The organism is Alteromonas sp. ALT199 (assembly GCF_018619335.1).
Taxonomy (GTDB): Bacteria; Pseudomonadota; Gammaproteobacteria; order Enterobacterales; family Alteromonadaceae; genus Alteromonas.
This window is the reverse complement of sequence record NZ_JAHHDX010000059.1, coordinates 19,766-43,232: the sequence shown is the minus strand read 5'-3', so window position 1 is coordinate 43,232 and position 23,467 is coordinate 19,766. Positions and strand designations below refer to the sequence as shown.

At 41.8% G+C, this 23,467-nt stretch carries 23 protein-coding genes and 1 pseudogene; 10 read left to right on the top strand and 14 right to left on the bottom strand.

Going from position 1 to position 23,467, the window contains the following annotated elements; translation table 11 throughout:
* Nucleotides 1-59: 59 nt before the first annotated feature.
* From KL866_RS06480 to KL866_RS06440, 9 genes are all read right to left on the bottom strand, one after another.
* A complete protein-coding gene (locus KL866_RS06480) occupies nt 60-815 on the bottom strand; it encodes a TIGR04219 family outer membrane beta-barrel protein (protein ID WP_025254032.1) in 756 nt (251 codons plus the stop codon).
* Nucleotides 816-818: 3 nt separating this feature from the next.
* Nucleotides 819-1,811, bottom strand: coding sequence for a DUF2333 family protein (locus tag KL866_RS06475; protein ID WP_214994114.1), 993 nt, complete (start codon nt 1,809-1,811; stop codon nt 819-821).
* Between the two features lie 156 nt (nt 1,812-1,967).
* On the bottom strand, nt 1,968-2,330 hold the full coding sequence (locus KL866_RS06470) for a hypothetical protein (protein WP_025254030.1): 363 nt from the start codon (nt 2,328-2,330) through the stop codon (nt 1,968-1,970).
* Nucleotides 2,330-2,530, bottom strand: coding sequence for a PspC domain-containing protein (locus KL866_RS06465; protein ID WP_025254029.1), 201 nt, complete (start codon nt 2,528-2,530; stop codon nt 2,330-2,332). The genes KL866_RS06470 and KL866_RS06465 overlap by 1 nt, the downstream gene beginning before the upstream one ends.
* A 63-nt stretch (nt 2,531-2,593) precedes the next feature.
* A complete protein-coding gene (pspA, locus tag KL866_RS06460) occupies nt 2,594-3,262 on the bottom strand; it encodes a phage shock protein PspA (RefSeq protein WP_025254028.1) in 669 nt (222 codons plus the stop codon).
* Nucleotides 3,263-3,603: 341 nt separating this feature from the next.
* A complete protein-coding gene (locus tag KL866_RS06455) occupies nt 3,604-3,885 on the bottom strand; it encodes a hypothetical protein (RefSeq protein WP_025254027.1) in 282 nt (93 codons plus the stop codon).
* A gap of 192 nt (nt 3,886-4,077) precedes the next feature.
* Nucleotides 4,078-5,094: a tRNA dihydrouridine(20/20a) synthase DusA gene (gene dusA / locus KL866_RS06450; protein WP_081765808.1), complete on the bottom strand. Its 1,017-nt coding sequence runs from the start codon at nt 5,092-5,094 to the stop codon at nt 4,078-4,080.
* Nucleotides 5,095-5,220: 126 nt separating this feature from the next.
* Nucleotides 5,221-5,466: a hypothetical protein gene (locus KL866_RS06445; protein WP_025254025.1), complete on the bottom strand. Its 246-nt coding sequence runs from the start codon at nt 5,464-5,466 to the stop codon at nt 5,221-5,223.
* Nucleotides 5,467-5,651: 185 nt separating this feature from the next.
* Nucleotides 5,652-7,199, bottom strand: a complete 1,548-nt coding sequence (locus KL866_RS06440) for an FAD/NAD(P)-binding protein (RefSeq protein ID WP_214994112.1) — start codon at nt 7,197-7,199, stop codon at nt 5,652-5,654.
* 562 nt (nt 7,200-7,761) lie between these two features.
* Between KL866_RS06440 and KL866_RS06435 the strand changes: the two genes are divergently transcribed.
* The 4 genes and pseudogenes from KL866_RS06435 (at nt 7,762) to KL866_RS06420 (ending at nt 12,710) form a co-directional block, all read left to right on the top strand.
* Nucleotides 7,762-8,313 carry a hypothetical protein gene (locus KL866_RS06435; RefSeq protein WP_025254023.1) on the top strand — a complete coding sequence of 184 codons (552 nt, stop codon included), beginning with the start codon at nt 7,762-7,764 and terminating at the stop codon, nt 8,311-8,313.
* Between the two features lie 3 nt (nt 8,314-8,316).
* Entirely contained in the window at nt 8,317-10,080 is a 1,764-nt protein-coding gene (locus KL866_RS06430) for an OmpA family protein (RefSeq protein WP_214994110.1), read from the top strand.
* Nucleotides 10,081-10,095: 15 nt separating this feature from the next.
* Nucleotides 10,096-10,580: pseudogene (locus KL866_RS06425) on the top strand (Rab family GTPase).
* Nucleotides 10,581-10,589: 9 nt separating this feature from the next.
* On the top strand, nt 10,590-12,710 hold the full coding sequence (locus KL866_RS06420; RefSeq protein ID WP_214994109.1) for an EAL domain-containing protein: 2,121 nt from the start codon (nt 10,590-10,592) through the stop codon (nt 12,708-12,710).
* Nucleotides 12,711-12,840: 130 nt separating this feature from the next.
* On the opposite strand, the gene fghA is transcribed toward KL866_RS06420, so the two are convergent.
* Complete coding sequence (gene fghA, locus KL866_RS06415) at nt 12,841-13,683, bottom strand: S-formylglutathione hydrolase (RefSeq protein WP_025254019.1); 843 nt, start codon at nt 13,681-13,683, stop codon at nt 12,841-12,843.
* Between the two features lie 113 nt (nt 13,684-13,796).
* Between fghA and KL866_RS06410 the strand changes: the two genes are divergently transcribed.
* The 3 genes from KL866_RS06410 to KL866_RS06400 are packed head-to-tail and all read left to right on the top strand — an operon-like array spanning nt 13,797 to nt 17,047.
* Nucleotides 13,797-14,711 (top strand): acyltransferase, encoded by a 915-nt coding sequence (locus KL866_RS06410; protein ID WP_214994107.1) that lies wholly within the window; start codon nt 13,797-13,799, stop codon nt 14,709-14,711.
* The gene (locus KL866_RS06405; protein ID WP_025254017.1) at nt 14,708-15,601 is read left to right on the top strand and encodes an acyltransferase; all 894 of its coding nucleotides are present in this window, start codon (nt 14,708-14,710) and stop codon (nt 15,599-15,601) included. Before KL866_RS06410 ends, KL866_RS06405 begins: the two co-directional genes overlap by 4 nt.
* Nucleotides 15,602-15,604: 3 nt before the next feature.
* Entirely contained in the window at nt 15,605-17,047 is a 1,443-nt protein-coding gene (locus KL866_RS06400; protein ID WP_251139881.1) for a mechanosensitive ion channel family protein, read from the top strand.
* A 131-nt stretch (nt 17,048-17,178) separates the two neighbouring features.
* Here the strand turns inward: KL866_RS06400 and KL866_RS06395 are convergent, their stop codons facing one another.
* Entirely contained in the window at nt 17,179-17,370 is a 192-nt protein-coding gene (locus KL866_RS06395) for a hypothetical protein (RefSeq protein ID WP_025254015.1), read from the bottom strand.
* 315 nt (nt 17,371-17,685) lie between these two features.
* Here KL866_RS06395 and KL866_RS06390 point away from each other — a divergent pair, with 315 nt between their 5' ends.
* Together KL866_RS06390 and KL866_RS06385 are read left to right on the top strand one after the other, a co-directional pair.
* On the top strand, nt 17,686-18,525 hold the full coding sequence (locus KL866_RS06390; RefSeq protein ID WP_025254014.1) for a DUF2884 family protein: 840 nt from the start codon (nt 17,686-17,688) through the stop codon (nt 18,523-18,525).
* 255 nt (nt 18,526-18,780) lie between these two features.
* The gene (locus KL866_RS06385) at nt 18,781-19,593 is read left to right on the top strand and encodes an NAD-dependent epimerase/dehydratase family protein (RefSeq protein WP_214994105.1); all 813 of its coding nucleotides are present in this window, start codon (nt 18,781-18,783) and stop codon (nt 19,591-19,593) included.
* A 208-nt stretch (nt 19,594-19,801) separates the two neighbouring features.
* Here the strand turns inward: KL866_RS06385 and KL866_RS06380 are convergent, their stop codons facing one another.
* The 3 genes from KL866_RS06380 to KL866_RS06370 form a co-directional block, all read right to left on the bottom strand.
* A complete protein-coding gene (locus KL866_RS06380) occupies nt 19,802-21,223 on the bottom strand; it encodes a sodium-dependent transporter (protein WP_214994103.1) in 1,422 nt (473 codons plus the stop codon).
* Nucleotides 21,224-21,552: 329 nt separating this feature from the next.
* Nucleotides 21,553-22,278: an SDR family NAD(P)-dependent oxidoreductase gene (locus KL866_RS06375; RefSeq protein ID WP_025254011.1), complete on the bottom strand. Its 726-nt coding sequence runs from the start codon at nt 22,276-22,278 to the stop codon at nt 21,553-21,555.
* Nucleotides 22,268-22,663, bottom strand: coding sequence for a thiol-disulfide oxidoreductase DCC family protein (locus KL866_RS06370; RefSeq protein ID WP_214994102.1), 396 nt, complete (start codon nt 22,661-22,663; stop codon nt 22,268-22,270). The genes KL866_RS06375 and KL866_RS06370 overlap by 11 nt, the downstream gene beginning before the upstream one ends.
* 222 nt (nt 22,664-22,885) lie before the next feature.
* Between KL866_RS06370 and msrA the strand changes: the two genes are divergently transcribed.
* Complete coding sequence (msrA, locus tag KL866_RS06365; protein WP_025254009.1) at nt 22,886-23,431, top strand: peptide-methionine (S)-S-oxide reductase MsrA; 546 nt, start codon at nt 22,886-22,888, stop codon at nt 23,429-23,431.
* Nucleotides 23,432-23,467 lie beyond the last annotated feature (36 nt).

Below are 23,467 nucleotides of genomic sequence, written 5' to 3'. Positions count from 1 at the left end.
AAGTAAAAAAGGCGTGAACTGCATAAGCAGTCACGCCTTTAAAAACATAAAGTTAACGCTTAGAAGTGGAGCTCTAAGCCTGCGAACACACCATCAAATTCCATGTCAGCGTAAACGTCATCAAGGTCTTCAATATCAACCGTTACGTTTCTGTAACCTACTTGAAGCGTCATATCGACCGCTAAACTTTCAATAAACGAATATTGAATAGCGGCTTGATAATCACTTAGCTCGTGGTCATCGAACGATAAATAACTGCCTTCGAAATACGCTGATAGCCCCGTAAACGGGAGACCTAGCTGAACTTTTGAATATGCCATTGGTACAATGCCAGAAAATTCAGCAGAGCCACTAGTGTCACTTGCAGTATCGACAACAAATAGTGCACCGTCGATGTATTTTGCATTTATACCAAGGTCAAAGCTTACCAAGTCGTTGTCAAATAACTCGTAGTACAAGATAAAATCAGTTGCATCAAGTTCAACATCGGTATTAACGGTCGTGCTTTGCGCAAAGAGTTCACCATCGAAGGTAAAGGTTGAATCCAGCGTGGTAGTACCCGAATTATCTAATGTAGTGTGATTTATCTTCACATTCGGTAAGAAAGGCACTGGGTGTTCAAAGGCAATATATAACGCCGTATTGGTTTCATCGTCAAAGTTGAAATCAGCAGTGTTGTTGCTATCTGCAAAACCGCCTTGCGTGTCGGTTTGCCAAACGTGAGCTCCAACGTAAACGCCTGCAATAGTGTCTGCTTGAGATGAAACTGAAAATAATGCGCATCCCAATGCGGCAGCTATAAGACCCTTTTTCATTAATTATCCTTGATTAAGAAGTTCTGATATTTCAATTAAAGCAGCGTTTGCTCGAGAAATATAGTTAGCCATAACTAGAGAGTGATTAGCTAACATACCAAAGCCGCTGCCGTTTAAAATCATCGGACTGAATACAGACTGTTGTGTCGCTTCCAGTTCGCGAATAATTTGCTGGAGACTCACTAATGCGTTCTTATCTTCTAACACATCGTTAAACTCAATTTCTACGGCTTTTAAAAAATGCAGTAAAGCCCATGTAGCACCACGTGCTTCATAGAAATTATCGTCTAATTTCCACCAGCTTGTCTGAACAACACGTTGGTTTGAACTAGGAGTCGATTGCTTCGCGTTAGCATCACCAGCTAAATCTGTATTAACTCTAGCAGATCCTACGCTGGCACTTAATCTTTGTGAATAGCTGCCTAACCGTTTTTCAACTTGTTTCAACCATTCGCGCAAATTATCTGCGCGGGTGTAAAACTGACTCTCTGAGTTACGGGTGTTTGCCAACTCGTCTCGGTATTTTTTAAGCAGTTCAATACCATCAGAATAGCTCGATTCAGACGATGGTAATGTCCAGCTCTTATGATCCATATTGAATTTAGGGTGAGCTTTTGTCAGGTATGGGTTTTCAATTGATTGAGACTGTGAGCGGCTGAAGTCTTTGCGCATAGAAAGCGCAAGGTCTCGCACCATCTCTAATGCTCCAAACTCCCAAGCTGGCATATTATCTAAAAAGACACTGGGTGGAATGACATCATTTGAAAGATAGCCACCAGGCTTATCTAACAAAGTTTCTGATACGTCAATCATGGTAGTAGTTAGTGTGTAACCCGCTATACTAGTCGGGTTCTCAACGGGTGAATTCTGCTCTAAGCGCTTTCTGACACCAAATGTGTCTGGAGATAAACTCCAATACCACCCGATTAACCAGAAAAGTAAAAAGACCACCACAGCGACAATCGCTATCCGTTTTGAGTTAATAGATTGTCTCATATAAACACCAACCTTCCTTTTAAATAACAAATAGCCGACGGTGGTCAGCTATTTGAAACAACTAATATTATGTGAAAAATGCGAAACCTTTATGACGGTTATCAACATAACACCACCTTTTACTACGTTAACACAATATAAAATTAATTATGTTAATTATAAAGTATGATGCATGTTTGTATCATTTTGCTGCTTATAAGCAGCAGAGTTGCGATTTTTCAGCGCATATAGTGCAATAGCGATAAGGATAATTGGCCAAAAAGCACTAACGCCCAGAACAAGTAACGCTAAGAAACCAGCACCCAACGCTAATAAAATTGTGCCCACAACGCTTATAGCAACAACAAAGCCCACTATGGCAAGTGCAACTCCAATTAGCGAAAGCACAGCCACGTTCTCCCAAGGGCTAAGCAGTTCGTCAGACATTACAAGATGCATACCTAACCAGCTATCTACAAGGCTTCCCAAGCAATTAACCAGTACAATGGCGATAACCAGTGCAATCAGAAAGTTTTTCATTACACTAACCTCGGTAGTAGTATAACGGCAGCCACGTAAGCCACTAGCGTGATGGGGGTTGCTATGAACAATCCCGCTACTGCTGCCGCTCTTACCCATACTGCATCGATATCAAAATAACGTGCAACGCCTGCACATACACCTGAAATAATTCCAGAATCAAGGTCTCTATAAATTCGTTTTTGTGATGGTACTTTCATCATCTTCTCCAAAAATGTTTACTTTCGATATCTACAATATAGATTGGCGGCACCTAAGGTCGCTTAAGCGACCTTTTTCTTCTTAAGCTCTGCCAGTTCATTTTCAATCGCTTCGTCTGCTTCCATTGCATCGAATTCGGCTTGTAATGATGTTGCTTCATTAGACTTTGTTAAGTCATACGCATCCACTTGCGCCTCAAGATGATCAATACGCTGCTCGTAGCTTTCAAAACGCATCATGGCATCATCAATTTTACCTTCGTGGTCAGCTTGCTTCACTTTCAAACGTGTTTGCGCTGAGTTTTTGCGTTGAACTAAGGTTTTTTGCTTAGCTTTGGCTTCGGCCAACTTACTGTTCAAACGTGCGGTATCGCCTTGAATCTTTTCGATACTCTCGGCAAGTTGTGATTCTTGCTCTTCGAAAGAGGCAAGTTTTGCAACGTATTTTTGCTTCTCAATTAGTGCCGCTTTTGCCAATGACTCTTTGTCGTTGTTCATTGCGATTTGCGCTTTGTGCTGCCAACCTTCCACTTCTTTATTTGCGGCTGCGATATGACGCGTCAGGGTTTTCTGCTGAGCAATAAAGCGCGCTGCGTCGGTGCGAACTTCAACCAGGGTTTCTTCCATTTCTTGAATAATCAAACGAATGATTTTTTCAGGATCTTCAGCTTTGTCTAACATAGCGTTGATGTTTGCTTGAACAATATCGTTAATGCGTGAAAACATACCCATGATTCTTTCTCCGTTAAAAATTGTGTTGTGGTTTCCAGCATTTATTTTTTAGTCCACACTGCTGGTTACCGCTGACTGAGTTCTCCTCAACACTTTTAGTATTACAATGACCATGCCATTTATTTAAGCTATTGATAATAATAAATTTATTAAAAATTAATTTGAAAACAGCTTGTTCATTTTAAGAGCGGATACGATTAATTAGCGCATTTAACCAACCCTATTGTTAATTTGACCACTTCCGAATTATGCTTTTAGGTTTTAGTTTTACCTCGGCACTTGGTTGTTAAATAGGCATGAAAAAAGCGCCCGTAGGCGCTTTTATCAATGCTGTTTAGGAATTACTCGGCGTCTTCTTCATCGCTCTGCGCTTTTTCAGCGACAACTAAATCAGTAACACTTACCTTACCGCTTCCACGAAGTTCTTGCGGGCTCAATTCAAAATGGTAGGTGGCATTGGCTACTGCTTGGTATACATCAGAGCGTATTTCTTGTGTCGTTGTAGTGACAGCATTCGAAACCACATTTGTCAAAAACGTTTGAAGCACTGACTCTTCTGCATTTGCTACGCCGCTTGTCATGCTTGCTGTCAGTAAAGTTACTGCGATTAGTGAAGTTTTCATAATATCCCTCTAAATTTAGTCAGTGCAACAACACGTTGTCGTTGCGATACTTAGAGGATTGCGAGAGGTGTGCCAACTCCTTAATATTATATTAAGCAGCTGATTTATATAAATTTAAAGAAAAGCTCGCCAAAATGCGAGCTTTAGATGAAATTGAACAATTATTAAACTTTGGTCAAAAATACTAAATCGTTAGTCTTTTTGACTATTGTACTCAGCCACTTCTTTTTGCGTGCTCTCGACAGCGTCGAGTGCGTTTAAAAGTAAATTAGGATCTGGATTTTTACCTGTACCGTTTTGGCTTAAGTATCTTCGCCAAATTCGACCACCCGCTTGCCCTTGATAAAGGCCCAGAATGTGGCGAGCTGCATGCCAAGGTTTGAAATACGGGTCGTCTTGGCGCTCAATGTACTGCTGCATTTGCAGTACTATCTCACGACGTGACAGGCTTTGTGCATTAGCATCACCGTATATATCTTTATCAACGGTAGACATAATATACGGGTTTGCGTAAACCTCACGCCCTACCATAACACCGTCAACGCTCTCTAGCTGTTGCTGGGTTTCAGCAAGTGTTTTAATACCACCATTAATGCTAATCGATAACTCAGGGCGCGCTTGTTTTAGTCTGTGAACCCTAGGGTAATTTAACGGAGGAACTTCACGGTTTTCTTTTGGGCTTAGACCTTGTAGCCATGCTTTTCTTGCATGAACAATAAAGGTATCACACCCAGCGGCTGCCACTATATCGATAAAGCGAGCAAAATCTTCATCTTCATCCATATCGTCAATACCAATGCGGCATTTTACAGTTACAGGAATATCTACAGCAGCTTGCATAGCTTTGACGCAGCTTGCCACCACTTCGGGTTGCGCCATTAAACAGGCGCCAAAGCTACCGTTTTTCACTCTATCACTCGGGCAGCCTACGTTTATGTTTACTTCATCGTAACCACGCGCTTGTGATAACTCAGCACACTTAGCCATGTCAGACGGGTCGCTGCCACCTAGCTGAACAGCAATTGGATGTTCTTCTTGGTTATAACCAAGGTAATCGCCTTTTCCGTAAATAATCGCGCCTGTAGTGACCATTTCAGTGTAAAGCAGCGTGTGCTTAGACATTAATCGTAAAAAGTAGCGACAATGTCTGTCTGTCCAATCCAGCATTGGAGCGACAGAGAAACGGCGGTTAAAGGGGGTGATTAGCACTGCGTTACCTTTTCTTATCTGTAAAACGTGGTTAAAAATGCGCCATAAAATTAGGCGATGCGCATTCTACCTAGCTATGTGCCAAAACAAAAGCGGCCAAGATTATAAACATGGCTTTGGCATATTTTATTTTTCACGAAGCTCAGAGTTAGAAAAAATGTTGTAGTAATAGGTTGCTGACCAAGTCAGCATCATAAAACCAACAAGGGAGATTGAATCGATAATAATTGCCAGCTCACTGTGCGGTGTATGGGTCAAACTTCCTAACGTCGTAAAACTACTTGCCGCAATATGAACGTAATCATCTATGGATAAACTAACATCACCTTGAAATCCATTGACACCCCATACTTCATAGGCGAAATATGTCATCAAGGTATACCAGGCAATCTCGACAAGGTGAATGAGAAAGAGGCACACTACTACCGATACACTCATCTTGAAATGAGAAGAAAAGCGTTTTGAAAACTGAGTGATTGTTCTTAATCCCCAGTAGTGAAATATGATTATTTCTATGGCGCTGAAAAGCATAAAGAGAACGCAGGCAAAGAGTAACATTATTCACCTACAGCTTCTTCGTATGCGTCGGTTTGGACACAATGATGAGCGATTTGCTTTCCAAAATCTGCGCATGTTCCTAAACCAGGAATATTAATATACCAAGGTGTCACGAAAGCAGATCCCACATAAAGTTGGGTAGACTTGCCATTTATCAATAACTCGTGATTTTCAGTAACCGACCACTCATCACCGTTTATGAACGCCTCTCTTTCGTAGGTTTTTCCGCTGAAGGTTAACAAGCCCTTAAGTTTTGCTAGTTTGTCTTCACATTCGATTATACCTTTAGCGTTAATTTTTATGCCCTCTGCGTTATCATCTTCCTCTAACTTTGCATCTTCAGTCTGTTCGAAAGTGAGTACTTTGCTGTCATACAATGCAATGATCCGATTTGCGCTCTCTAGTGGAATTGAAGCGAAACTCGCCGATAGCTGCGACTTTATATCTTGATGCTGAGTAAGAAAATCCTTAAGTAACAGGGGCGATTGCTGAATGTAATCGATACCCGCAGCAATAACAGCGGGCCAATCCGACTGACGACTTTCATCAGCTAAAGAAAGCAATTCAGCCTTAAGCTTTAAAATAGGATGGCTTTGTCCATTGCGCTGATTGAGAAAAGTAAGGCTTTCAGCGAAAGACATGTTTTTTATCTGATGATAAATTTTCGGCATGCTTTGCTTAAAAAGGGGCAATAACTTGTGGCGAAAGAAACTTTCCACATTACTAACATCGATTGCACAGTCTGCATTTAATATTTTTTTGTAGTCAGCAACAGCATCACTGTTATACCAAACTTTCGGAAACACTCCCGAACGTGAACGCATTACTACTTGGAAGTCGTGTTTACTTCGATATTCAAGCCCACTCGCAGTGTCGTAGAACTTCCCTTTAGTTCTCGCAATAGATAAAGCGGCGTCAATTGCCGTCAATGACATTCCGTCAATGTTAAATTCGCTGGCATCTTCATGTGTATATTGCTTTGGGGGGTAAGCCCAAAGCGCATCATCAAGTTTGTCTTTGGCACATAGATCGCCGCCCATGTTGACCACAACACGATCGAAACCTGAACACCGTTCTTTGTTCGTATCAACGGTAAACTGTTGGTTATCTAAAACAATGGATTTGACTTCAGAATGAAGTTTTACGGTAACGTCTAAACCTGTTTGTTTTAGGCTCTGAATCGCTCGATTAAAGCAAAAGCTTAAATACTCTCCTAATACTCCTCTTGGAATAACCTTGTTTGCTGAACCCTCAGAATAGTCAGCGCGCGAAAGAAAAGTCTTTAGGGTCGTTGGAACCTTGTTTTCACTATATATTTCATGGAGCCAAGCGGAAAAAGAGACGTTAAGCTTTGGGATTTCATTCTCTTTTAAATTGGAAAGTAAATTGGGGCTAGCATTTTCATTTCTAAATGGCGTCCCTTTTCCGGGCTCAGCATGTTTTTCAAATATCACTACGGACTGCGGAAAGACATTTTTATCCAATAATTCGCAAAGAAAATAAAGCGTCGTTGGCCCCGCTCCTATTATAGCTATGTTTTTTTGCACACAATCTTCGCAACAATGATTTTCCACTACAACAATCCTTTATCCCTTTATTATTTTTATTTAATCTAGGGTGAATTAGATCATTCAATTTCATATTTATAGCTTCGGTAGTTACTCCTCGCCTACTGATAAAATTTCGTTCTAGACGCTTCTGTATTCATGGCTACAGGAATTCTGCAAAAGAAATAATGTGACTTTCGATGAAAACGAGCATGTATTTAATGTTTTGCGTTTGCCGCACCAATTAGATATAGAGTTAGCGCTGTCTATAAAACCCTACTAATTAACGCCTTAACTTTTCATTAGATTCGAAGGTCTGCCTATCAGCCTCACTTAATAGTGCTTGAAGTATCCTTGCACTGTTAAATTATTAACAACCCGCTGAAAAAATTTGAGTTTTTTACATAGGTATTTACCACTATTATGCTTTTAGCGTATTTCAAAGTTAGCGATTAGCGGCTATTGTATAAAGTAATAACCGTAATTATTAGCACAAATAAAAATGTGACCGCAGACTACTCGCTATTAAAAGCAAAAGAACTGCACCTTCCGGAGACATTTTATGGCGGACAAGAAGCCGAAGGATCAACAAGCACAAGACGTTAACGAAACGCAAAGCGCTCCTCAACCAGCTGACGAACTTGCTCAACTTAGAGAAATATTGTTCGGTCAAACAAACCGTGCTTTCCGAGCGGACTTATCAGCTCTTGAGTCACGTGTGAACGACAGCTTTACTAAATTAAACACGCATCTTGATAGTCAATTCAACGATATACGTAAACTTATCGATCAACAGATCACTGAATTATCGAATCAGCTAGCTAGTGCGAATAACAATAATAGTAACGTACAAGAGCAGCTGCAGCACACTACGGACAAGTTACAAAGTGAACTAGAGATCGCCGAGACTGCCGCGAAAAACGACAATGACACACTTGAAGCTCACGTGGTTAAAGAACTGGAATCACTCGACAACTTATTTAGCAAGCGTCATCAAGAGTTGTTGGAAAAGCTTCAGCAGGTAACCAGCGAGCTTTCAGAGAGTAAAACTGACAGGAAAACACTGGCAAACTTACTTTCAACTATGGCAACCAACCTCGCTACCGATCATTAATTAATGAGTGACAAGGTGCCGTCGTCTGAATTGCCGGACAACTCTCTTGAAAAAGTCAGAGAGCTACTTATTGGACGAGATGACAAGTTCGTTCAACAGAAACTTGATCGTGACGCAAAGGGCTTTGTGAGCAATGTTGTTTCTGAAGCGTTATTTGAACGGGAAACAAAAGATGGCTCGGTTAATAAAGTTCTTGTCCCCCTTGTCGAAAAATCTCTGCACCGCTCTATTGAAGCTAACAGCGAAAAGATTGTAGGCACACTTTATCCGTTAGTCGGTACGCTAGTAAGAAAGGCCGTTTCTTCATTTCTTGTGGAGTTTGTTGAGCGAACCAATGCGTTAATTGAAAATAGCTTTAGCCCCAAAAGTATCTCGTGGCGCTTTAAAGCCTGGCAGTCTGGCGTTAAATACTCTGAATATGTCGCTTCGCAAATTTACCAGTATCAAGTTCAACAACTGCTAGTCATTCATCGAGAAACCGGTACCTTGCTTCACAGTATCTCCTCAGATCCTGATAAAGAAAAAGATGCGGATCTCATTTCCTCAATGCTAGTGGCCATCAATGATTTTGTTGCAGATGCGTTTGGCGTCACCGCTACCGAGACTGATAACGAGCTAGGCGAGATTAAAACTGAAGATTTCACGCTACTGATTAAAATTGGCCCTCAAGCATTACTAGTCGCAGCGGTAACGGGAAGTATTCCTCCTGAGGTTCGCGGTAAACTTCAGCAGGCTTTGGAAGATTTTCATCAATTTTACCAACAACCTTTAGTCAATTATGAGGGAGACAATGCCCCTTTTGACGGATGCGAAACTATCCTTGCGGATTGCTTAGTCAGTGAAAGAAAAGAAGGTGAAGGCAAAAAGTCGAAACGTTTAATAGGCGCTGCCGTGCTTTTAGTAATTTTTGTAGCGTTAGCGATATTGTCATTTATGCGACTATCCCTAAGCATTTTAAAAAGCGATCTACACGAGCTTACGCCTCCCCCTGGTATAATTGTCACCGATACCTATATCTCAAATGGCATTGTACATACAAAAGTACTGCGCGACCCTGTTTCCACCAGCATTGAACAATGGTTTAGCGACAATGGAATCGATGCAGAAAAGGTTACGGTAATTGAAGAGCCTTTTGTTTCCTTAAAACCAAGCGTAGTAGAGCGAAAACTTGAAACGCTCGTTGCCGAATACCCACTTAACGAGCTTGAAAGCATAACTATAGAAAAAAAGGAAAACCGCACATTCCTGATATCAGGAGTTGTTTTTAACACAACCGCCATAGACCTTACCCAGCAAATAAGTGCAATCCCAGGTATCTCGACAGTTGCTGTGGACACTACTACTCTTAAAGTAAAACCGGCATATGATGTTGATGATGCAGTACTTCAAAAAGCGGCGCTAAATCGACTCGTTGATAAGGTTTCTTCACAAAATGTACTTTTTGCTACTAACCAAGAAGCGCTTTCTGAAGTACAGTTAGCAAAATTAGAAACGCTGGCAAATGACATCAAGCAATTATTAACCCATGCAGATAAGACAAGCACTGTTGTTAGTATTATTGTGATGGGCGCCAGTGACAATTCAGGCTCCAGCGCACGCAATCGTGCTTTAAGCCAAAAACGAGCAGAGAATGTTGTGAATTCATTAATATCACTTGGCGTTGCAAATGATATTCTTATACCCGTAAGCTTAGGAGAGTTACCATTGCAGAAGGCATCAATGGGACGTTCAGTTATGTTAAATGTTTTAATATCCAGTGAGCAATAGAAAGGAAGCTTTGCGGTGATACAGAAAAAAGTTTGTATTCTAGGGCCTACTGGTGTTGGTAAAACAAGCCTAGTTAAGCAGTTTGTTGAAGGTATTTTTTCCGAAAAGTACAAGACGACTATTGGCGTAAAAATCGACAAAAAACAAGTTAATAAAGACGGACGAGGTGTTCAACTTCTTCTTTGGGATTTAGAGGGTATCGATAGATACTGCGGTTTTAATCCCCGCTACCTTCGCGGAGCCAGTGCCTATATTATTGTAGTTGATCAGACTCGCTCTCAATCTTTGCTTGAGGGTATCGAAATTCTTGATCTTGCTCAAGAGCACTACCCTGACATTCCCGCCTTTTTCGTAGTGAATAAAACCGACCTACCTACTAGCTGGCATTGGAGTAGGAAGAACTGATTACTTACGCTCAGAGATTTTCTTCACTTACCAAAACAAGTGCGAAAACCGGCGAAAATGTAGAAAACTTATTCAGTACAATTGCGTTTTGGTAGGAGAGTGCCATGGATATCCATTTATTAAATGCGTTGGGTATAACTAACTGCGCGTTGTTTAAGTGCAATTCTGAGAACGATATTACGTGTTTAACACCGGAACTTTCATGGCTATCGAACGTTGTTGCACTTGACGAAAACAATAAACTGCAAAAGAAACATATCCCATCTATCTTTTTAGATGATTTCTTTTTCGATGCTGATGAGGTGTGGAAAGGAGAAACTTCGTTTACCCTATCTTCAGGCTTTTGGACCGAAAAAAACGAAAATCAGCTTTTGCGTCTTGAAGCTTTAGCGATAAATAGTGGGGCCGGCTCTCGCTATCTTGTGGTTAAAAATGTTGAAGAACAATTTGATGAAAAACAACAGACGCTCCAAGCAGCCCGTGAATTGCTGCTAAGCCACCATGAGATTGTAGGGCAGCACGAATATATTAGGCATAAATTAAACAATGTTCTGCGCAAAAACACCCGACTCCAAAAGCTAGTACCGCCTATACAACAAGCTATTCATAATTTAGATACAGGCGTTGTGATTTTAGACAGCGAGGGTGGTTTAATTCTAGACAACAAAGCTTCTCATAGGCTTCTGCTTTGTAATAGCACTATGCCAAGTTCTATTCGTATCAGCGAGTTGATAAAGGACATTGATGCGCCGTCTACCTTTCTACCTACTTTGATACAAAAGAAAGCGCCGTGGCAGGGGGAAATATACTGGCAACCCGTAGACGATTATAAAGTCTGGCTTCAGGTAACCATTCACCCAGTTCTTCATGGCGACGAGCTCACTCATTGGGTTTATTTATTCACTGACATCACGCACATACACAACAAAGAAGAAAGCGTGCTTACTGCTAGCGGCATGGACTCATTAACGAAAGTTGCCAACCGAAATTTGTTCACCGATACGGTAAGGCGGTTAGTACAGGAAGAGACCGCTTTTAAGCTGTTCATTATTGATATCTGTGACTTCAAAAAGATAAACGAAGCGCTGAGTTATCAATCTGGGGATGAAATTCTAAAATCTTTTGCTTTACGACTACAAGCCTTCGTGGGTAACAGCGGATTTATTGCTCGAATAGGCAGTAACGAATTTGCACTAGTGAAACGACTAGATACTTTTAAAGATGTAAGTGCCAGTGAATATGTACAGCAGCTTTTAAACAAAGTTACACAGACCTACACCGTACTTAATGGTAGCGAGCCTAATCTCAGTATTAATGTTGGTGAAGCAAGCTTTCCTCAAGATTGCTCTTCAGCAGAGACCTTACTCCAATGTGCAGATATCGCGCTTCAGGCTGCTAAATATCAGGGCAGAAATATCTCACTTGTTTACAGCGACGATCTGCATAGTCAGCACAATGCTATTTACGAACTTGAATCGAAACTTCGACGAGCGATTGCAAATAATGAGTTAAAACTATTTTTACAGCCTATTGTTGACCTTTCTTCGGGTAAGATTGTGAAGTGTGAGGCGCTAACCCGATGGATAACACCGGAAGGTAAGTTTATATCGCCGGAAGTTTTTATACCGTTAGCAGAGAAAAGTGAGCTTATTTTTCCCTTTGGCGAGTGGCTTATTAATGAAGCCTGTTATGCCATTGAGGCGTTAAAGGCTTCAAGTCTAGACATCAGACTGGCTATCAATATTTCCGGTCGTCAAGTATCCGATTTAACGCTGCTCAATCAGATTAAAAACGCGCTAGAAGATCATCAGCTTCCCGGCTCCAACCTTTCTATAGAGTTAACAGAGAGCGTATTCATTGATAGCTTAGACACAGTTTCTGTGTTACTCAACGAGCTTAGGGCTATGGGAATTACCGTGTCTATTGACGATTTCGGTACAGGTTTTAGCTCGCTAGTGTATCTGAAGAAGCTTCCTATAGATGAGCTTAAGATTGACCGCTCTTTTGTAAGTGAGCTTGAGCAAAACACCGATGACCAAGCCATTGTGCAGGCTATTCTGGGGCTAGCGAATAATTTAAATATCAAAATTATCGCCGAAGGCATAGAGACTCAACAGCAGCAACAGTTTTTACAAAATCACCAATGCGCTTACGGACAAGGGTATTTGTATCAGCGCCCGGTAGCGATTGCTGAATTTATCGCACTAGCGCAAAAGTTAAAGTAGCCTACCTACAGCCTTTAAATTAGTTCGACACAAAAAAGCCAGTGAGCTTAGTCACTGGCCTTAGAAAAACCGTCAATTTTTTTTAAGACGGGCATATTTTAGGACGAGATCGCGGCTTAAATAAACACGCTTAAATTAATCCCATATGCCCTGCGTGAAACTCCAAATGCTCTTCGATAAACGATGCAATGAAGAAATAACTGTGGTCATAACCTTCATGCATATTTAGCGTAAGTTGTGTGTCTGATTGTTGCGCAGCGTGAACCAGTGATTGTGGCTTCAACTGCTCGTGCAAGAACTCATCTTTTGTGCCCTGCTCTACTAACAAAGGTACACTATGGGTTTTGCTAGCTAACAGTAAAGATGCGTCGTAGTCCATCCATGACGTTTTGTCGTCACCTAAGTATCGACCGAGTGCTTTCTCGCCCCATGGGCAATCTGAAGGATTCGAAATAGGGCTAAAAGCTGATACCGAAACAAACTTGTTTGGGTTGCGCATACCGATAACAAGTGCTCCGTGTCCGCCCATTGAATGGCCGCTAATAGCTCGCTCCTTGGTCACGGGAAATTCGCTTTCGATAAGTGCGGGAAGCTCCTCAACAATATAGCTATACATTTTATAATGCTTATCCCACGGCGCTTGCGTTGCGTCAACATAGAATCCAGCCCCAAGACCGAAGTCGTAAGCCCCTTCTTCATCATCGGCCACACCTTCACCACGAGGCGAAGTATCAGGTGCCACAATGGCCATACCCAATTCTGCTGCAAGCTTCATTGCGCCGGCTTTCTGCATGAAATTTTGATCGGTACAGGTAAGGCCCGATAGCCAATATAATACCGGCACTGGTTTATCTTTCGAGGCAAATGGGGGAAGGAAAATTGCGAAAGTCATGTCGCATTGTGTGGTATCAGCTTTGTGGGTATAGCGTAAATGCCGTCCCCCGAATGCTCTATTTTCGCCAATAAGCTCCATTTCAGCTCCTTAAATTCGTAAATTTGCACCTTTATTGATGATTCAGTAAAGGCTCTATCGGATTTTAGATCAAGTTCGTTTACACTAAGCGCCTAATTTTTGAGGTAAGTACAATGGTAAAAGCCCTGTTGCATCATATTGTTGGCACTATTTCGGTCATCGTTTATTTCTTGAACACAGTTTTGTGGTCAACACCTATATTCATACTAGCGATTTTTAAATTAATCCCTATAGCTCCGTGGCGTCGCTTCATCTCTTATTTACTAGATGCCTGCGCAACCGCATGGATTGGAGTTAATAATATAAACCAGCGCATCAGTGGCAGGACAAAATGGCAAGTTACCGGTCTTGAAAAACTAACTAAAAAAGATTGGTACTTAGTTGTAGCTAACCACCAATCTTGGGTCGATATCTTAGTTCTTCAACGTGTATTCAACAGAAAAATTCCTTTTTTAAAGTTTTTCCTCAAAAAAGAGCTAATTTACGTGCCCATTTTAGGTCTTGCTTGGTGGGCGCTCGACTTTCCATTTATGCAGCGTCATTCAAAGTCGTTCTTGGCCAAAAATCCGCACTTAAAAGGAAAGGACATGGAAACCACGCGTAAAGCGTGTGAAAAGTTTCGTAACAAGCCTGTAAGCATTATGAATTTTGTAGAAGGTACTCGTTTCACCCAAGCGAAACACGATAGGCAGAACTCACCTTTTCAACATCTGCTCAAACCTAAAGCAGGCGGCATTGCGTTTGTACTATCAGCTATGGGCGACCAGCTTCATAAACTTATTGATGTAACCATCGATTACCCTAATGGTGTCCCCTCGTTTTGGGACTTTGTAAGCGGTAAAGTGCGCGATATTCGTGTAAACATTAACGTTATGCCAATTAAAGAAATTATGGACAAGGGTGTTTTCAACGACAATTATTTTGACGACCCGCAAGTTCGCGCTCGTTTCCAAACGTGGCTAAATGATCAATGGCACGCCAAAGACCAGCTTTTAGATTCACTTAACGCAACCCAGAAACCATTATGATCCGTGTAGTACTTGCGCCTTTTATTTTTGTTTTGCACACCACGCTGCAAATTCTCAACCTCGCTCTATGGGGCGGACTAATAATTCTACTTGGGTTAGTGAAGCTACTATTACCAAACGGTAAAATTAGAACTGCATGGAACAAGGTTATGCATGCCCTATTGTTTAATTTCGGACGTGTTAGTGTGCTTTTAATAAGGTTATTCAATAAGGTTGATATTGAGTGTTCGGTTCACGGTGAGCTTTCAAAAAATAGCTGGTATCTAATTATCGCCAATCATCTGAGTTATTTAGATATTATTCTGCTTATTGAATTTGCGACACACCGCATTCCAGCGCCCAAGTTTTTTCTTAAAAAAGAGCTGATATGGTTGCCATTCGTAGGGTTAGGCGCTTGGGCTCTCGACATGCCATTTATGCATAGATATACCCGCGCATATCTAGAGAAGAACCCAGAGAAAAAAGGCAAGGATCTAGAAACCACTAAAGCGTATTGTGAAAAGTTTAGAACGGTTCCAACTACCGTGATCAACTTTGTGGAGGGAACGCGCTTTACAACCCAAAAGCACTTGTCTAAACAAAGCCCGTACGAAAATCTACTACCACCGAAAGCAGGCGGAGTTTCCTTCGCTCTATCAGCTATGGGCGAGTTGTTTACTAACGTTTTAGATATCTCGTTACTTTACCCAGAAAATAAACGTCACCCCATGATGGCGATGCTAAGTGGCCAGATGACAAAAATCGTTATCGACGTGAACGTTACCCCAGTGCCAGAGCTACAACAAGAATCAGAACGCACTGAGTCTGAGTTTCGTCTTTATTTCCAAAACTGGTTAAATGGTCTATGGGAAAATAAAGACAATCGTATAAAGAAACTGTTGGAGTCGTAAATAATGGAAGTCAGTGCTTCAGTACGCGATCACTTCATACATTTGGTAAAAGACATTTTTCCAAATTTAACCACTGAAGATCCGCTTTATAATTTGCTTGCACTAGGATCTATAATATTCGTAGCAGCTCTTATCTACGTAGTTGCACGCCTGCTAGTGCGCCCTCAAATTGCTAACTGGGTGTATAAATCGAATAATAAGTGGGACAACGCGCTACAAGAACACGGCTTCTTTAGACGCTTAATGCATCTCTTTCCGGCTCTCTTTATTTACGTTACCACCCCCGTTCTCATTGACGATGAAGCCGTCATACACGGAATGATGATTAAGAGTGCGCAACTGTACATGCTATATAGTGGGCTATTAGCTTTGTATGCCATGCTAAGCACGGTAGAAGATGTCTACAATGCGTCGGCCCTCTCTCGGCGCGCCCCTATTACAGGCTTCATTCAAGTAACGAAACTTGCCTTCGCCATCATTACCATACTCTTAAGTATTTCGTTAATTGTAGATAGAAGCCCGTTGCTTATCGTGTCGGGCTTAACAGCTATTGCTGCTGTGCTGCTATTAATATTCAGAGACACCATTTTAGGCTTTGTTGCCGGTATTCAAATTGCTGCCAACCGCATGTTTAATACAGGCGACTGGATTGCCATGCCTAAGTACGAAGTAGATGGGGAAATACTTGAGATAGGTCTGACCAACGTGAAAGTTCAGAACTGGGATAAGACAATCTCGACGTTGCCCACGTACAGCCTTACCACTGAAGCGGTTAAAAACTGGCGGGGCATGCAGGAGTCTGGTGGTCGCAGAATAAAGCGCGCAATCTATATCGACGTGCACTCTATCAAGCTTTGCGATAACGACATGCTAGAGCGCTTTTCCAAAATTCGTTATATCAATGAGTATGTCGAGAAAAAGAAGAACGAGCTTCGCGCCTATCACAGAGATTATTCTATTGATGAATCGGATCTGTTAAACAACCGTCGTCTTACTAATATTGGTACCTTTAGGGCTTATTTAGAGGCTTACATACGTAAACACCCAGACATTAACCAAGAACTTACCCTTATGGTTAGGCAGTTACCGCCTAATGAACTTGGTTTACCTTTAGAAATTTACTGCTTTAGTATTCAAAAAGACTGGGTTAAATACGAGAAAGTTCAGGCAGATATTTTTGACCATGTTATGGCCATGCTAGACCTGTTCGACTTACGCGCTTTTCAGCGTGATGGGCATTTATCGTTACTTGCCCATCGTGAACACAGCGTTTTTGAAAGCAGCCTTGAGCGCGGAAAGAATATCCCTGAGCGCGAAAAGAGTAGCCCTGAGCGCGAAAAGAGTAGCCCTGAGCGCGAAAGAAATACCTCTGAACACGAGGTAAGCACCCATAAACACAAATCCGAAGAGACCTCTGTTCAACACCGTATTGATGACAAAAAATGATAATACTTCTTCAGAAGGTCACGAGAAGCTCAAACCAAATCGCAAAAACGACGTTGAATAAAACGAACTAGACGTTTTTCGAGACAAAAAAAACCGGCTGCAATAGCCGGTTTTTTCATAATGCTTATCGCTTAAGCCAATGCGTAGGCCATCAGTAAGCAAAGTACTAAACCAGTAACGCCAAAAAAACCATACTCGACTTTTTCCTGCATACCTTCAGCACCTGCTTTAGCAGTCATAAAGCCCATAACGATGCTGCTTAGCCCTAGCGTAAAGGCAATTAGCGCAACACCAAACATAATTGCATTAATCCAATCAGCCATTGTGATAACCCCTTAAAAATATTGGCGGTATTATGCACCAATAAATAAGATTTAACCATGCTTGGATGGGCTTAAATGTATCGCTATTGGTTTTAATTGATCTTAGTCAAAACTACTAATTAGTTATTAAATTGACTAAATAGTGAATTAAACAAAGCACCAAAAAACCACCTTACAACCCTAACCAACTGAAAATTATGGGATTTAAATATTGGCAAGACCATTGCTCTACTAAAGACATACCAACGAATAACGCATAGCAGTATGCCCTGTGCCCCAAGGTTAATGCGTAACACGTAAATTAAGGAATGAACAATGTCTAACAAACTTTTACTTTCAATTGCCGTTACCAGTGCTTTAATGAGTGGTCACGTATTTGCGCATGACACAAGTTTTCAAAACAACAGCTGCGATATGGAGCTTGATGGTCACATCCAATACTACCAAGGTGATTTAACGGTACAGATGGACAATGGCTCAGTGATGACGATTGACTCCCACCACAATATGACCATTAACGGTGAATCGGTTTCGCTAAACAGCGACCAGCAACGCTGGGTAAGTGAATATTACAATAATATTGATATTGCTATTCCTATGACCCTTACCATTGCCAGTGAAGGCCTACAAATTGCCAACGTAGCAGTAACAGAAGTGTTTACTGAACTACTGGGCGGCGACCAAATGGGTGATGACTTCAATGAATTGTTCGACTCACTAGAGACTAAACTAAACACCTCATTTTATGATGACGCGGGCAATATTCGCGTCGATTCTACGAAATTCGACGAGCCGGGTTGGTTTGACGAAAGCTGGGAGCAAGAATTCGAGACGCAAATTGAGTCTTTAATCAGTGAATCTATGGGCAGAATTCTTATCGCGGTAGGCACGCAAATGCTGTGGGAAGGCGGGGACATGTCAGAGTTTGAACAAAAGATGGAGCGCTGGGGTGAAGATTTAGAATATCGTCTAGAAAGTCAAGCCGCTTCGCTAGAAGAGAAAGGTGATGCTTTGTGTAAAGTGCTGAAAAAAGCCGACTATGCCGAAGGTAAAATGCAGGCATCCATATCAGGGCTTGATGATTTAAACCTATTGGACCTTGATCTTAGGGATCACCAGGACCAACGCGGCCACGACGACGAAATGAAAATGTAGTTGAGCAATTTAGCGAACTAAACACGCAAAACGAAAACACTTACCTTTCTATGCCGCTTAGCTTTGAAAACCGACTGTAAACCAGTCGGTTTTTTGTTTTTATACTGGTCGCACCTTATTTCGTTATTGCACCTCTTTCAGATTTCTGACGTTACAGTTAATTAGAGATACACAGTTAAAGACAGGCGTACCTTTAACGACAAGCGCCCCTTAATTATTGTAACCTGAAGTTCTAAACAAAAGGGTATTCAAACTATGACTCAAAATGTAGTAATTAGCGGTTACGGATGGTTAGCCGGCTATGTAGGCAACGCGCTTTTAGATAAGTTAAATATTGTTGGTACAACACGCAATAAAGATAAATGCCTTGCGTTAAAAGAACAGGGTATTACTGCAATTGAGTATGCACTAGGCGACGATACATCTGCACTGTGCAGCCACCTGCAAAGCGCGACTTTGTTGCTGAATATTCCCCCTGGTAGAAGAAACACTAACCTCGAATCATTCACCGAGAATATGCTGCAACTTATTGATGCAGCGCTCAGCGCAAACGTCGCGCATATTGTTTTTATCAGTACCACATCGGTTTACGGCGATACCACGAACAACGTCCTCACTGAAGAAAGTGCTACAAACCCGCAAACCGCGTCAGCGAAAGCCCATGTGACTATTGAGAACTATTTGCTGTCTAAACGGGACCAAGCCGATATCAGTATTGTTCGCTTAGCGGGCTTGGTTGGCCCAGACCGTCACCCTGCCCGTTCGTTAAGTGGAAGGCAGTTAGATGCCGGAAATAAACGAATTAATCTTGTGCACGTACACGACATTGTATCTGCGTTAACCACCATCATTTGTGACAAGCCGATTAACGACGTTTTGCACCTTTGCAGCTTATCCCACCCTAAGCGCGGTATCTATTATGTGGATGCTGCGAACGCTATGGAGATAGACGCCCCACGCTTCTCTGATACAGAAGCTGAGCCTAGTGGCAAGGTAATCGACGCTACACAAAGTTGGGCAAGGCTCAACATTACGCCAGTGTATGGCGACCCTTATCGCATGTTTTAAGTCTGATACTGAGTTATTTTCTGACACAGCTTACTTGAGTTGAAGTGGGTTTAACCAAATGTGTTAACCGAGTAACTACTCAAAAACAGTGAGTGAAAAACAAATACTCTGTTAGAAACAAAAACGGCAAGCTTAACGCTTGCCGTTTTTTCAACTGAATTTACTGCTATTGCGCTGCAAATTCAGTAATTCTTTGTAGTGAACCTTATTAACCAAAAAGGCTCAGCCCGAAGTATTTCACCGCGACGGTATTTACAAAAATCACGAGCAAAATAAGTGGAATGAACGTCTTCAAAGAAACGTCCACGTACTTTTCAAACCAGCTTCCTTTGTAGCCGCTGCTACCTTCTTCCAAAGAGGCATTGAAGTTTGCACTCTTCCAGCGGTAAATAACAAACAAACAAATTAGCAGGCCATTTAACGGCAAAATAGTGTCGTAGAACACATCGTAAATCACGTCGAAAAGCGATTTATCTGCGCCGGCGTAGTGCATAAATGATGTCAGCATATCAACTTTACCAAACGACAAAGCACTTAAAATTGCCAGCACAATCATAATGCTACCTAAAGAGCCGAGCGCCCATTTACGGCTTACGCCTTTTTCGTCCATCAGTGCTGCAACCGGTACTTCGAAAATAGAAACCAAAGAAGTTATTGCCGCAAAGAACACCAGTAAGAAAAATAAGCTCGCGACTATTGATGCGCCCATATACCCAATCGAATCTTGTAGTGCTAAGAAGATGCTAGGCAGATAAGTAAAAATCATACCTACTGACGATTCACTTAGCTCATCAGGGTTAATATCTGGGTTGAAAGAGAATATGGCAGGAAGAATCATCAAACCTGCGGTAAAGGCCACAGCAGTGTCGGTTAACGCAACCAGCTTTGCAGCGCTCGGCACATCTGCACGCTTATCGATATAGCTGCCGTAGGTGATAAGAATACCCATACCCAACGATAGAGAGAAAAATGCTTGTGATAAAGCCCCATTCACAACATCGGCTGTAATCTTTGAAAAGTCAGGAATGATATAAAACTCAACACCGGCCATCGCGTTTTCGCGGGTTAGTACGAAGATAACAAGGCCAATAAGCATCACAAAAAGTGCAGGCATAAGCAGCTTTGCCGCTTTTTCTATCCCTTCTTTTACCCCGCCCTGAAGGATTAGGTAAACCACTCCAACGACGGCCGCCATATATACAAAGATGGCTTCTGAATTAATAAACAGACCAAAGGTTTCTGGGTTAGCTAGCTTGTCTAGATTTCCGCTTACCGCTTCGAATAGGTAACCAAAAAGCCACACGGTTATAACCATGTAAAAAACGGCAATCATAAACGGTGTAGCAATAGCTAACCAGCCTGCAACTTTCCATTTCTTTTCATTACCACTTATATCGCTATATGCACCCAGCGGGTCTTTTTTAGCATGGCGGCCCACTGACATTTCAGCCAACATTACCGGCAAACAAATTGCAAAAACGAAGATAGCGTACATTAAAAGAAATGCACCACCGCCATTTTTAGCTGCACCAACTGGAAAACCTACCAAATTACCAATGCCCACTGCAGAGCCTGCAGCAGCCAATATAAAACCTATGCGCGATCCGAACTGTTCTCTGGCCCCGCTCATATCCCTTCCTCTTGTTGAGTTATTGTTATAGCAGTTCGCTTATCACGCCTTGTGACATACAAATTAGCCTTGTATAGAACAAACACTTTTTGCACTCACAATTTGTACTTGTTGTTCACGCTTGATACTCATTGGAATCAAGCCGTGCGAACTGGTTTTATTTATTATCAGGATGGCGTTTGTTTTTATGACTCACGTGTGGCGTCAACGCGTTGTATTGCTACCTCTATGGGCGTATCAATACGCTGCACCATTCCCAAAATAGCATGGTAACAGCAGTGAAATAAAAAGTCTTGATGTTGAACTAGCTGAAATGATGTTAGACCGTATCACCAAGTTACCACTTCGCCATTCCAGTCGATAAAATGGCAAGCTTGGTTTCGATCTAGCTTTGATACGTGCTGAATTAGTTGTTTAGCAGTGAATTGAGCAGTGAATAATTTCTTAGCAGCAACATTCTTTTGAAAAGGCTTAGAAAGTCCAGTATCGACCGTGCCAGGGTGGTAACAGACGAGCATGACATCCTTTAATCTGCGCTTGTATTCTACCGACGCTGTTTTAACAAACATATTGAGCGCCGCTTTCGATGCACGGTAACCATACCAACCGCCAAGCCCGTTGTCTGATATGCTTCCTACTCTTGCACTTAAGCAAGTTAGGGTCGACCCTTCTTTACTCATAACATTAACCAAATGCTTGAGCCATATTGCGGGAATAATGCTATTTGTCGCGAAATAAGCTGCTAATGCTTGTTCACTCACATCTTCTAAACGTTTCTCGGGGTGAATACCATCGTTTTCGCGATGCAAAAAACCCGTTGTTATTACCACCGTATTTAACACAATTTGCTGTTCAGCTAACTGCGCTACAAACTCGCTAATGTGCTTATCATCCTGTTCAGCAAGTTGATGATACGAAACGCTCTGTATTTGACTAATTTCAGTTGCAGCTGCCCGACTTACCGCAAATACCTTTGCACCTTCACTGCGATATTGTTCAATAAGCGCAGACGCTATACCGCCCGATGCTCCCACAATAAGCACGTTATTTTCCATTTAGATCTCCTGGTACACACCGAGCACACTGGCGCTTTTTACCCGTTAAAAGGTAAGAAATGGTGTATCTATGTTTTGCGAATACGTTGTAGAAAGCATCGGCGACATAACGGATGCCAAGCCAACGAAGCGGCGCATAAATCCAGCCCATTCCCACAGCTTTCCACGCTTCGTGCGTGACATCAAGCCCGGTTATTAATGTACCGTCCTCTCGAAGCCCGTGAATTCTGGCGTTAAGCGCATGCCAGTCCATATTTGGATAGCGGCTTAAAAAATCGGGCGCCTGAATGTCTTCCAAGGTTAGTTTGTTGTACTTATCTCTTTTACGTAAATGACGCATTTCTGCTAAACACAAGGGGCAATAACCGTCATAAAAAATAATCACTACTGAACACCTCTGCAAAATTTAGAACGCATTATTCGTTTTGTCATATGTAGCAACGCACTTCGATATAATAGATTTATCGCTTAGGTTAAATCCTTTTTCCGAACCCGCACGTTATTCTTATTTAATATTCATTTATACGATAAAAAAACACGCTTGGATGACTTGTGTTGTGTCCTACGCGCACCCACACTACAGTCAAAGATTAAGAGAGGTTTTATTATGGCAAATTTACAGGTGGCCACTTTAGCAGGCGGATGCTTTTGGTGTATCGAATCTGCGTTTAACACTGTTGAAGGCGTAGAAAAAGCAATTTCTGGCTATGCTGGAGGCGAAAAAGCCGACCCAACCTATGAAGAAGTATGCACAGGAAATACTGGCCACGCTGAAGTGGTACAGGTGACCTTCGATTCTGATAGCATTAGCTACCGCGAGATATTAGAAATATTCTTTGCACTACACAACCCTACTCAGCTTAACAGACAGGGTAACGATGTAGGCACACAATATCGCAGTGCGATCTTCTATCATGACGATGCGCAAAAAGCTGAAGCTGAAAAAATTATTGCAGAAATTGTAGAAGAAGAAATTTGGCCCGACCCAGTAGTCACTGAAGTAGTGGCAGTAAATAACTACTATGATGCTGAAGACTATCATCAAGATTACTTTAAAAATAATCCGCAGAACCAGTATTGCTCTATGGTGGTAGCGCCTAAGCTTGCAAAGTTCAAAAAGACCTTTGCCTCTCGCCTTCGCAGCGATGCATAGATAATACGGTTAATATGAAGCTCGCTTTTAACAGCA